Source organism: Salinicola socius, from assembly GCF_001937195.1.
In the GTDB taxonomy this organism is placed as follows: Bacteria; Pseudomonadota; Gammaproteobacteria; order Pseudomonadales; family Halomonadaceae; genus Salinicola; species Salinicola socius.
Genome location: NZ_MSDO01000022.1, coordinates 106,690 through 118,118 on the forward strand (window position 1 = coordinate 106,690; position 11,429 = coordinate 118,118).

The window sequence follows — 11,429 nt, forward strand, 5'->3', positions numbered from 1 at the left end:
CTTTACCGCTTACTAACGCTTATCCGAGCAGTGAGAGTACGCTCTGCGGGGACTGGTTGGCCTGGGCCAGGACCGAGGTACCGGCCTGCTGCAGGATGTTAGCTCGCGTCATGTTGGAGACTTCGACCGCATAGTCGGCGTCTTCGATGCGCGAACGTGCGGCAGACAGGTTGGTTGACGTCGTGGTGATATTGTCGATGGCGGTCTCGAAACGGTTCTGGACCGCACCGAGGTTACTACGCTCGTTGTCGACGTTGTTGAGCTTGTTGTCCAGAATGGACAGTGCACCGCTGGCGAGCACGTCGAAGCCGTTGGTGCTGACAGCGCGAGCCTCACCGTTGACAGATGCTGCGGCTGCAGTTGCGCCGCTGGTGTACATGTTCCAGCCGCTGGTGGCGGTGCTGGAGGTACCAGAAGCGCTCGCGCCGCCGATGGTGATGCTGATGGTTTCGTTATCCTTCGCACCAACTTGAATGCTGAAGGAGGAACTGCTCGTGTTAGTCTTGAATACGTTGGTTCCGTTGAACGAAGTCTGCTCGGTGACGCGGTTGATCTCTTCCAGACGCTGGTTGACTTCCTTCTGGATGGAGTCGATGTCCTGAGCGCTGTTGGTGCCGTTCTGGGCCTGGACGGTCAGTTCACGAATGCGCTGGAGGTTGTCGTTGATCTGATCCAGCGAGCCTTCAGCGGTCTGAGACAGAGAGATACCGTCGTTGGCGTTACGGCTGGCCTGAGTCAGACCTGTGACGGTAGAGGTCATGCGGTTGGCGATGGCCTGACCGGCCGCATCATCCGTGGCGCTATTGATGCGCAGGCCGGAAGACAGACGCTCCATAGCGGTTTGCAGATCACCCTGAGACTTGTTCAGGTTGTTCTGACCGATCAGGGAGGTGATGTTGGTATTGATAACTGCCATTGTCGTGATTCCTTATCTCGGGTAAGAGGGCGCTTCTCTAAAGAGACCGCAACCTTAGGCCTGATCCGCTGCGCTCATGGCAGGTGTTGCCGGACCTTGCTGCAACGGCTCCGTCGCCGTTGTTCCAGTTATCGGCGCTACCCGGATTCGCTTGAGGGTGATTTCACTTTTTTTGATGTAGTTGTTTGTTACGTTAGGTAACAGCTCTGAGGTCAGGAGCAAGCGGCCAGTCGCCAGAGGTGGAGAAAAGGTGGAGGGGTAGAAGGGGGACAAAGAGAAAGGGGATAAAGAGGATAGAAGGATAGAGAGCTGGTCGTGATCGCACCTTCTGTTCGCGCGCTCCGCGGGAATCTTTCACGCACTGGCGGGTCTGAGCTTTCGAGCACTGCCGTCATTCGCAGGCGTGCAGCTCTGGCACCCTTGGGCCGGCGCTTACGGTGTGAGGACTTGGCAGAGCGTGAAGGAATGAACTGGGCTCGTGTCGGAATGTGGTATAGATGATTTTCAAGGCGAGTTTCGCTAGACTGGGTCGGTTCTCTGAAGGAGAACCGTTTTATTTCCCTCCGGCAAATTTTTTATCCTGTTTTACGCTGGTCCGGGATTCTTCATGACTCTTATTCATCGGCCCGAGTCGGGTCATTGTTCAGGATGTTTAATTACTTCTTATGCCTCGTATGATGGATGAACGTGAAAAAATTCGTAAGTTTCGTGAACTCGATGACGCTTTTGCTCAGGCGCTTCGGGATCTCGATGGTGGCCCACGAACTTCGCAGTCGGTCGAGCCAGAGCCACAAGACGTTGGCCCAGCATTCGAGGAGCGCCTGCACGGGTTAATGACGGAGTATGCGTTGAGTCAGGGCTGCGTGCATGAAATGCTGAGCACGCTGGTGCAATACAAGAAGATGGCGTGATGGGTAGCCTTCGTCGAGAGGGCGGTGTGATGGTTGCCGCCATTCCCGCCACGCTCGGTCTTGTTCGATAGATCTGTCGAACTTGTAAAATGCTGGGGTTTATAAAGAGATCAATTTTATAAACAGTTGATATCTAGAAACCGCGCTATTTGCAGTGACCCCGATTTTTATCGGGTGTTTCTGATAAAGGTTTACTATCGCAATGAGGGGACGGCGACTGATTTTCGCGATTATTGTCGGCTCCTCGTTATTCTGGTCGTTATCGTCAGCAAAGTGCCTGCCATTCACGGCCGGCTCGACGGTCTTTCGTTCCAGCAAAAGCCAAGGATGTGCGCATGCTGATTCCCGTTGTTCTGGCCGGCGGCTCCGGCACTCGTCTATGGCCGATGTCGCGGGCGAGCTACCCCAAGCAGTTCCTTCCGATCACCTCTGCGCGCAGCATGCTGCTGGAAACGCTGGCACGCATCGAATCTGTCAGCGCGGCAAACCCGATAATCGTGTGTCAGGAAGATCATCGCTTTCTGGTGGCCGAACAGCTGCGTGAAGCCGACCGGTCAGCGGACATCCTGCTCGAGCCGGCGATGCGCAATACCGCGCCGGCCATCGGGCTGGCTGCACTGCAGGCCATGAGTCGCGATCCGAATGCGGTGCTGCTGGTGTTGCCCGCCGATCATGCCATCGCCAATCCGGAGGCGTTGATGCGAGCCATTACACCTGCGCGTGAAGCCGCCGAGCGGGGCAAGCTGGTGACGTTCGGGGTGACGCCGACGCGGGCGGAGACCGGCTACGGTTATATCGAGATCGAAACCGGGATCAAGACCGGCATGGCGCCAAGCGAGCCATGCGGCCACGACAGCGCGGTGCCGATCCAGCGCTTCGTCGAAAAACCGGATGCGAAAACGGCCCAGGCGTATGTCGAAAGCGGTCGGCACCTGTGGAACAGCGGGATGTTCGTGATGCGCGCGGATCGCTATCTGGAAGCGCTCGGGCGGCAGCGACCTGCGATGCTAGAGGCGGTGACGGCGGCGTGGGAAGGGCGTCAGACCGATCTCGATTTCCTGCGGGTCGACGCCGATGCCTTCTTTGCCTGCGACGCCGAGTCGATCGACTATGCGGTGATGGAGAATGCCGCCGATGCCAGCGTCGTCGCGCTGGATGCCGGCTGGTCGGACGTCGGCTCGTGGCAGTCGCTATGGGAAATTTCCGCCAAGGGCGCGGATGGCAACGCACTGCGCGGTGACGTGATCGTCGACGACGTGAGTGGATGCTTGATTCATGGCGAAAGCCGGCTGGTGGCGGCGGTCGGCGTACGCGACTTGATGATCATCGAAACACCGGATGCGGTGATGGTCGCGCATCGGGACGCCGCACAATCGGTCAAGCACATCGCGGAGACGCTCAAGCGCCAGGAACGCCCGGAGTGGGACCAGCATCGTCGGGTGCATCGCCCCTGGGGCAGCTATGACAGCGTGCATCGTGCCGAGCGCTACCAGGTCAAGCAGATCAGCGTGACGCCCGGTGGTCGGCTGTCACTTCAGAAGCACTTTCACCGCGCCGAACACTGGATCGTGGTTCGCGGAACGGCGCGGGTGACACGCGGCGACGAGACCTTTCTGCTCGAGGAGAACCAGTCGACCTACATCCCTCTCGGCGTCGTTCACCGGCTGGAGAATCCGGGCAAGATCGAACTGGAGTTGATCGAAGTGCAGAGCGGCAGCTATCTCGGCGAAGACGACATCGAGCGATTCGATGACGTCTACCGCCGTGAATGATCACGAGGCCGGCTGCGCGCCCTCGTGTTGACCGCAGGCGCCTGCACTGGCATTCGGCGCCGTGGCAGTCGAAACCGATAGCGGCGACTGCGGCGTGTTGTCGCCGTTAGGCTGAGGCATGTCCAGCCGCACGGTCGGCAGATGTTCGGGGTAGTGGGTGCAGATGAAATCGATCAGGCCTTCACGGATTTCGCAGCGCAGATCGAAGGTGTTCGGGCCGCCGCTACTGCTGATCAGCACTCGCAACTGCTTGTTGCGTTCGGTCATCTCGAGCATCTGCACCTTGCAGACCCGGCCGGTCCAGAACGGTGAAGCCTCGGCGATCCGCTGGCACTCGGCGCGCAGCGGTGCCATCGGCAGGTGATAGTCGACGTATAGGATCACCACGCCAATGAGATCCTTGTCGCGTCGGGTCCAGTTTTCGAAAGGGTGGTCGACGAAGTAAGTGATCGGCAGTACGACTCGTCGCCAGTCCCAGGTACGCACGACGGCATAGGTCAGCGTCAGCTCCTCTACCCAGCCCCATTCATCCTCGACGATGACCGAGTCGTTCAACTGAATCGGCTGCGTCAGCGCGATCTGGATGCCGGCGATCAGGTTGCCCAGCACCTTCTGCGCCGAAAACCCGAGCACCACACCCAATATGCCCGCCGAAGCCAGGATGCTGGCGCCGAGTTGGCGCACCTTCTCGAATACCATCAGCATCGAGGCGAGAGCCAGAATGATGATGACGAAATTGATCAGCTTGCGCAGCACGGTGATCTGGGTGTGCACCTTGCGTGCCACGGCATCTTCGTCATCGAATTTGTAGCGTTCGCTGAGCGCCCGCTCGCTGATGTTGACGCCATGGATCAGCACCCCGGCGATGGCCCCGATCAGAATCAGACTGGTGAGATTGTGCAGCGCCGAGTCGAGACTGACCGACGTCACGAAGATCGGGAAGATCGAGAACAGCACGAAGATCGGGATCAGTGCGGCCAGACAGCGTGCCATGAACGGCACCAGGAAACGCTCCAGTATCGAAGTGCGCGAGTCTCCCCAACGGTCCATGGTCGCGACCAGTCGGCGACAGAGGCGGATCAGCAACCAGACGCCAAGCAGCGCTGCGGCAAAATGTGCCACGGTCATGATCAGCGAATGTCCGTCGACGTCCGCGGGAACCAGGAAGTGAGCGGCGCCGAAGAGTCCGTAGACCCAAAGCACCCCCACCAACGGCGGATGAACGGCCTTGGCTGTCGTGCCGAGTAGATGAAAGCGGGATTCATCGAGCCGTCGTAGGCGAAAGTGGACGTACTTGAGCAGTGCGTGAGCGATGATCGTCGCGCCGATGATGAACGCCGCCGTGATCCAGAACGGCAGCGCATCCAGCCACGCCTTGATCGTGGTATTGATAAACGTCGCGTTGATAACCGATGCATTCATGGATGAGCCTGTTATTGGAGTTGTCGACTCACTCGAGTTTAGGCGTTTCTACAACTTTCGTCGCATTGAGCGCTTGGTTCGAAGAATGCCGGCTCAAAATTTCTGCGATTCACAAAAGCGCGCTCGCCCTGGTGCAGAGCGAGCGCTGACGGGGGTGCCCCGCTATCGAGGAAACCCATTCTCAGGAGAAATGCGTTATCGAGAAAGGCCGATCTGGCGGGAGATATCCGTGATCTGGGCAATCTGTTCGTTGACGAAGGTGGTGAATGCCTCGCCATGCATTTTGAATGGCATCAGGCCGTTCTGGGTCATCACGCTTTTCCACTCATCACTGGCGTACAGCGTGTCGATGGTATCGACCCACCAGCCGTAAGCATCTTCGGAGACATCCGACGGCATGTAAAAGCCTCGCCAGTTGGGGGCGATCGTATCGATTCCCTGTTCTCGAGCGGTCGGCCACTGATGCAGCTTGCCGGGCAGGCGCTCTTCGGAAAGGATCGCCAATGGCCGCAGGTCACCGGACTCGATAAAGCTGATGACTTCCGAAATATCACCGGTGAAGGCGTCGACGTGACCGCCCAGCGTCTGCGTCACCGCTTCACCGCCGCCGTTGTAACCCAGATAGGCAATCCGTGCCAGATCGTCCACCCCGGCCTCGTCGGCGGCCATCAACAATTTCAGGTGATCCCAGCCGCCGGTGGCGGTGCCGCCCGTAAAGGTCAGTGCACGAGGGTCGTCCTTGAGAGCCTTCATCACGTCCGACAGCGATTGATACGGGGAGTCCGCCGCCACCGCAATCACGCCATAATCGGCGCCCAGCGTGCCGATCCAGTTGACCATGCTGGCATCCAGCCCCGGAAATTGCCCGCGGGCCAGCCCTGTCGTTGTCACGGTGCTGGCAGCGACGATCAGGTTCTCCTGCCCGGCACGCTTCTGCACCACGTGCGAGAAGCCCACTCCGCCGCTGGCGCCTGGCATGTTGATGGTCTGGACGTTGCCGTCGACCAGACCCAGGTCGCCGAGGACGCGGCCCACGGAACGGCAGGTGAAGTCCCAGCCACCGCCCGGGTTGGCCGGGGCGATGCAGTCCACTTTCCCGGTCTGCTCGAAAGCCTGAGTGGCGCTGGCCAGGCTCCAGATCAGGCCGCCTGCGATGAGTGTCCTTAAACTACGTTGGATCATGGCGTGTTCCTCGTCGTCTTGTTATCGATCTGCACTGTTGCAACGATTCGTCGTCCGCGTTTCATCGCCGGAAGGGCGCTGGGCGTTTTTCGTATCGGGATGACGTGGGAGGACTGTAGCGAGTGGTCGCGACGGGAAACATTGATATTTTGACAAGCGAGCCTTCGTACTTCCCGAAGGCTTTACACCTTCGTCGTAACACTATGGGCCTTGCGGTGGCGCTTCGATGTCCGGCGTCTCGATGTCTCGCGCGCTCGCGTTCGCCAGATGCTCGATCATCTCTCGGGCAATCAGGGGCAGTGTCTCCAGGTCGCGGATACCGATGACCAGCTCGCGCTCCGCCCACTCATCGGTCAACGCAGTCGTGGTCAGTGAAAGGCTCTCGCGGTAGGCCGCAACGGCGCGAGCGGGAAGAATGCCGATCCCCATGCCACGGTCGATCATCCGGCAGATACCTTCGAAGCTGCGCACCTGTATCCGCATCCGCACCGGCCGTGCCAGGCGCTGAGAGTCCTGATGCAGCAGCGCATGGAGCGAAGAGTCCTGTTCCAGGCCGATGAAGTCGTAGTCCAGGGTCTCGGCGAAAGCCAGACTTTCACGTTCGGCCAGCGGATGATTCCGTGCCGTGACCAGCACCAGCCGATCCCGACGATAGGGGTATATCGACAATCCTTCTGCGGGAACATGCCCCGAGAAGATGCCGATGTCGGTCAGCCCGTCACGAACGGCGTCGATGATCTCGTGGCTCAAGCGCTCCTGCATGTCGATGCGAATCTGCGGATAGCGGCGGCTGAAGTCGCTCAGGTCGTCGGGAAGAAACTCGATCACGGCCGAGGTGTTCGCATGCAGACGCACGTGCCCCCGGATTCCCACACTGTACTCGCTGAGATCGGCGTTGAGATGATCCAGGCTGTCTAACATGTGACGGGCATGATGAAGCAACGCATGGCCGGCGGGAGTCAGCTCGACGCCGCGAGGGCGGCGATAGAGCAGCGTCGTCGAAAGCTGAGTCTCGAGATCGCTGATGCGCTTGCTGACCGCCGCCAGTGCCAGGTGCTCGCGCTCGGCGGCACGAGTCAGACTCCGTGAGTCGGCAATGGCGACAAAGAGCTTGAGGGTGACGAAATCGAGTCGCTTCATGACAGGACATCTGTTGTTGCGGGAATGGTCGACCCACTTTAGCGTTCGCGATCGACGAAGCCTAGCTTGACGATCGCCTAATTGTTGCCGCCCGCTGAATGGGCCAATGTTGGCTGGGCGAGATTGGCTGGATCAGAAATGGGTCTGGAGTCATGAAATGGGTCTGGAGTCATGAAGTGGGTCTGGATTGATAAAAGGAGAGCAACATGGCTGCCAGCGACAATCCGCAGGCGCTAGCGGGACTCAAGGTGGTGGAGCTGGGTCAGTTGATTGCCGGGCCTTTTGCCAGCAAGCTGCTGGGCGAGTTCGGTGCGGACGTGATCAAGATCGAGCCGCCGGGTACGGGGGATCCGCTGCGCAAATGGCGCGTGCTCAAGGACGATACGTCACTGTGGTGGCACGTCCAGACCCGCAACAAGCGTTCGCTGGCACTCGATCTCCGTTCCGAGGAGGGCCAGGAGGTCGTGCGCCGCCTCGTCGATGAAGCGGACATCGTGATCGAGAACTTTCGCCCCGGCACGCTGGAGAAGTGGGGACTGGGGTGGGAGTCGCTGAGCGAACGCAACCCCGGCCTGATCATGGTGCGTATCTCCGGTTACGGTCAGACCGGCCCTTATCGCGACCGGCCCGGGTTCGGCGTGATCGGCGAGGCGATGGGCGGCTTGCGCTATCTCTCCGGCCATCCGGATCAACCCTCCGTGCGGGTCGGCATCAGCATCGGCGATTCGCTGTCGGCGCTTTACGGCGTCATTGGCGCCTTGCTGGCATTGCAGGAGCGCCATCGCAGCGGCCAGGGCCAGTACATCGATGTCGCGCTGTACGAATCGGTGTTCGCAATGATGGAGAGTCTGATTCCCGAGTACGACGGCGCCGAGGTGATCCGAGAACCCAGCGGGAGCGCCTTGCCGGGTATCACGCCCTCCAATGCCTATCCCTGTGCGTCGGCCGAGGGTGAGGACGAGGGTCAGGGCGAAGAATACGTTCTGATCGCCGGTAACGGCGACAGTATCTTCAAGCGCTTGATGGCCGCGATCGGCCGTCAGGATCTCGCCGACGATCCGCGCTTCGCGCATAACGACGGCCGCAGCCGTCACGCCGAGCTGATCGATGGGGCGATTGCGGACTGGACTCGCCAGCATGAGCGAAGCTATGTCCTCGACGTGCTGGAGAGTGCCCACGTGCCGGTGGGCTATCCCTATACGGCGAAAGACATCGTTGCCGATCCGCACTATCTGGCGCGGGAGATGATCGAAACCATCCAATTGGGCGACGGCGAATCGCTGAAAGTTCCCGGGATACTGCCGAAGCTGAGCCGTACACCGGGGCGAATCGAGGGCGGTGGTCCCGCGCTGGGACAGCACACCCGGGACGTGCTCGACGAACTGGGCATCGACCGCGAGACCCAGAACAAAATGCGCGAAAGAGGAGTGATCTGATGGCCGATTCGATGCCCGATTCGATGACCGGGACGAGCACGCAGCCCCGCGTTACCATCAACGACGTGGCACCGCGGGACGGTCTTCAGATCGAATCACGGTTCGTGCCGACGGAAGAGAAGATTCGGCTGATCGATGCGCTCTCCCGTACCGGCCTTGCCAAGATCGAGGCGACGTCGTTTACCTCGCCCAAGGCGATCCCCAACCTGCGCGACGCCGAAGCGGTGATGCGTGGCATCGAACGCGTGCCGGGGGTCGATTACGTGGTGCTGGTGCCCAACGAGAAAGGTGCCGAACGCGCGCTTGCTTGCGGCGTCGACGAGATCAATCTGGTGCTGTCGGCCAGCGACAGCCACGGTCGCGCCAATCTGCGCATGACCGCCGAGCAATCGCTCGAGCGTTTCGCCAATATTCTTCAGATCACCAAGGGACACGACGTGTTCGTCAACGCGTCGATCTCGACCGCGTTCGGCTGTCCGTTCGAGGGTGACGTCCCGTTCAAGCGGGTACTCTCGATCACCGAGAAGCTGCTGGCAATGGGCGTGCAGGGCGTCACGCTTTGCGATACCACCGGCATGGCCAACCCGCGCCAGGTTGCCGATCTCTGCCGGGAAACGCTGAGCCGCTGGCCGTGGCTGCCGGTGACGATTCATCTGCACAATACGCGCGGCATGGGGCTGGCCAATGCGCTGGTGGCGTGGCAGAACGGCATCACCCGCTTCGACGCCTCGTTGGGCGGCCTGGGTGGCTGCCCTTTCGCGCCGGGCGCCACCGGCAATGTCTGCACCGAAGATCTGGTTCACATGTTCGAGCAGATGGGGGTGGAGACCGGCGTCGATCTCGAACGACTGATCGCGGCGTCCGAGCTGTTGCCGACGATGATCGGCCATGAGGTGCCGGGCCAGGTGGTCAAGGCCGGCACCTCGGATCGCCGCTACCCGTTGCCGGAAGCGGCGATGGACTAGTGTGGTGTCTCACAAATACCATCCAATAATATCGGTCCCTGGCGCCGCCATGCGGCGTTGCTCGTCGTTGCCATAGACTCCACTATGACGCCTCCTCGCGCCTTGCCTGGCAACGCCATGCATCCGATATTTCTTCGCGTTACTTGCGAGACGCCACACTAGACGCTGTCTGAAAAGGACTGAGCTCGACAATACGGCGTCAAAATCGACTCAAGATGCGCATTTACACTCCGTAAACTGGGGTGCCAGCCCGGTCCGTCGTCGCCGATTTTTGCCTTAGCCACGCGCCCCGGTCTTGCCATCGCTCGCCGATTTTTCAGACAGAGCTTGGAAGCTGGAAGTCACGCCGCGACCGCATCGCGCTCGTGAACCAGGCGGCCGTTGGCCCAGGTGGCGGCAACCGTTCGGTCGTCGCCCAGCATCATCATCGCGAACAGGCGTTCCGACAGCGTCGTGGTCTGGGACAGGCGGCGTGCCATCAACGGGGTGGATTCGGGATCGAGAACCACGATGTCTGCCTCATAGCCCGCCTGAAGGCTGCCGATCTTGTCATCCAGATGAAGTGCCCGTGCATTGCCCAACGTGAGGCGATAGAACCCCTGCCAACCGGTCAAGGCCTGGCCGAGCAGGGCGCCCACCTGATAGGCACCCTGCAGGGTGCCGAGGCCGGACAGCGACGTGCCGCCGCCCACATCGCTGGCGAGCGATGTCGCAAGACCCACATCACGACAGGCCAGCCGATCCATCAACCCGCTACCCAGAAACAGGTTCGAGGTCGGGCAGAAGGCGATATTGGCGCCACGCTGGGCAAGCCGACGGCGCTGATCGTCATTCAGATGGATACCGTGGGCGAAGGTGCTGCGTGGCCCGACCAGACCGTGGCGCTCGTAGACATCGAGATAGTCCCGGCTCTCCGGAAACAGTTCGGCTACCCAGGCGACCTCGCCGCGATTTTCCGACAGATGGGTCTGCAGGTAGAGATCGGGGGCGCTGCGCAGCACACCACCCACGGCATCGAGCTGCTCGCGGGTAGACGTCGGTGCGAAACGCGGTGTCAGGGTGTAATCGAGACGGTCGCGGCCATGCCAATCGGCGATCAGGCGTTCGCTGTCGCGTACGCCGCCCAGCGTATCGTCGGTCAGGGCGTCCGGAGCATGACGGTCCATCAGCACCTTGCCGGCGATCATGCGTAGGCGGCGGCGCTGGGCGGCACGGAAAAAGCTATCGACCGACACCGGATGCGAAGAGCAGAAGACCTGGGCGGTGGTGGTGCCGACCCGCAGCATTTCGTCCAGGAATCGTTCGGCGCCGGCCTCGGCATAAGCGGCATCGGCAAATCGACATTCGGCTGGAAAGGTGTAGTCGTTGAGCCAGTCGAGCAGTTCGCGACCGTAGGAGGCCATGATGTCGAGCTGGACGTAGTGAACGTGACTGTCAATGAAACCGGGCATCATCAGCTTGTCGCGATAGTCGACGATTTCGATGCCTTCCGGCAGGCGGCCGGCCAACGCCTCGAACGCATCGACGGCCCGGATGTGCCCGTCAACGATCCAGATCGCGCCATCCTCGAGATAGCGCGTGGTATCCGGCAGCGGGGTGGCTTCCTCGCCGGGATCGCCGAGGCAGGTAAACAGCGGGCCGCGAAGCAGGCGTTGATTCGTGTTCATGGTCTCTCTCTAACGGGA

The 11,429-nt window shown here is 60.7% G+C and carries 9 protein-coding genes; 4 read left to right on the plus strand and 5 right to left on the minus strand.

What is annotated here, in order from left to right; translation table 11 throughout:
* Positions 1–19 precede the first annotated feature (19 nt).
* A complete protein-coding gene (locus tag BTW07_RS15010; RefSeq protein ID WP_075570986.1) occupies positions 20–916 on the minus strand; it encodes a flagellin N-terminal helical domain-containing protein in 897 nt (298 codons plus the stop codon).
* Between the two features lie 677 nt (positions 917–1,593).
* Here BTW07_RS15010 and BTW07_RS15015 point away from each other — a divergent pair.
* Together BTW07_RS15015 and BTW07_RS15020 are read left to right on the plus strand one after the other, a co-directional pair.
* Positions 1,594–1,827 (plus strand): hypothetical protein, encoded by a 234-nt coding sequence (locus BTW07_RS15015; protein ID WP_075571037.1) that lies wholly within the window; start codon positions 1,594–1,596, stop codon positions 1,825–1,827.
* Positions 1,828–2,162: 335 nt separating this feature from the next.
* On the plus strand, positions 2,163–3,599 hold the full coding sequence (locus tag BTW07_RS15020) for a mannose-1-phosphate guanylyltransferase/mannose-6-phosphate isomerase (protein WP_075570987.1): 1,437 nt from the start codon (positions 2,163–2,165) through the stop codon (positions 3,597–3,599).
* Here BTW07_RS15020 and BTW07_RS15025 read toward each other — a convergent pair whose 3' ends face one another.
* From BTW07_RS15025 to BTW07_RS15035, 3 genes are all read right to left on the minus strand, one after another.
* On the minus strand, positions 3,600–5,021 hold the full coding sequence (locus BTW07_RS15025) for a mechanosensitive ion channel family protein (protein ID WP_075570988.1): 1,422 nt from the start codon (positions 5,019–5,021) through the stop codon (positions 3,600–3,602). It lies immediately after the preceding gene.
* A gap of 195 nt (positions 5,022–5,216) precedes the next feature.
* Complete coding sequence (locus BTW07_RS15030) at positions 5,217–6,203, minus strand: Bug family tripartite tricarboxylate transporter substrate binding protein (protein WP_075570989.1); 987 nt, start codon at positions 6,201–6,203, stop codon at positions 5,217–5,219.
* A 201-nt stretch (positions 6,204–6,404) separates the two neighbouring features.
* Positions 6,405–7,343 carry a LysR family transcriptional regulator gene (locus tag BTW07_RS15035; protein WP_075570990.1) on the minus strand — a complete coding sequence of 313 codons (939 nt, stop codon included), beginning with the start codon at positions 7,341–7,343 and terminating at the stop codon, positions 6,405–6,407.
* Positions 7,344–7,549: 206 nt separating this feature from the next.
* Between BTW07_RS15035 and BTW07_RS15040 the strand changes: the two genes are divergently transcribed.
* The gene (locus BTW07_RS15040) at positions 7,550–8,779 is read left to right on the plus strand and encodes a CaiB/BaiF CoA transferase family protein (RefSeq protein ID WP_075570991.1); all 1,230 of its coding nucleotides are present in this window, start codon (positions 7,550–7,552) and stop codon (positions 8,777–8,779) included.
* Complete coding sequence (locus tag BTW07_RS15045) at positions 8,779–9,744, plus strand: hydroxymethylglutaryl-CoA lyase (protein WP_244158380.1); 966 nt, start codon at positions 8,779–8,781, stop codon at positions 9,742–9,744. The genes BTW07_RS15040 and BTW07_RS15045 overlap by 1 nt, the downstream gene beginning before the upstream one ends.
* A 341-nt stretch (positions 9,745–10,085) precedes the next feature.
* Here BTW07_RS15045 and guaD read toward each other — a convergent pair whose 3' ends face one another.
* Positions 10,086–11,411 carry a guanine deaminase gene (gene guaD / locus BTW07_RS15050; RefSeq protein WP_075570992.1) on the minus strand — a complete coding sequence of 442 codons (1,326 nt, stop codon included), beginning with the start codon at positions 11,409–11,411 and terminating at the stop codon, positions 10,086–10,088.
* Positions 11,412–11,429: the final 18 nt, after the last annotated feature.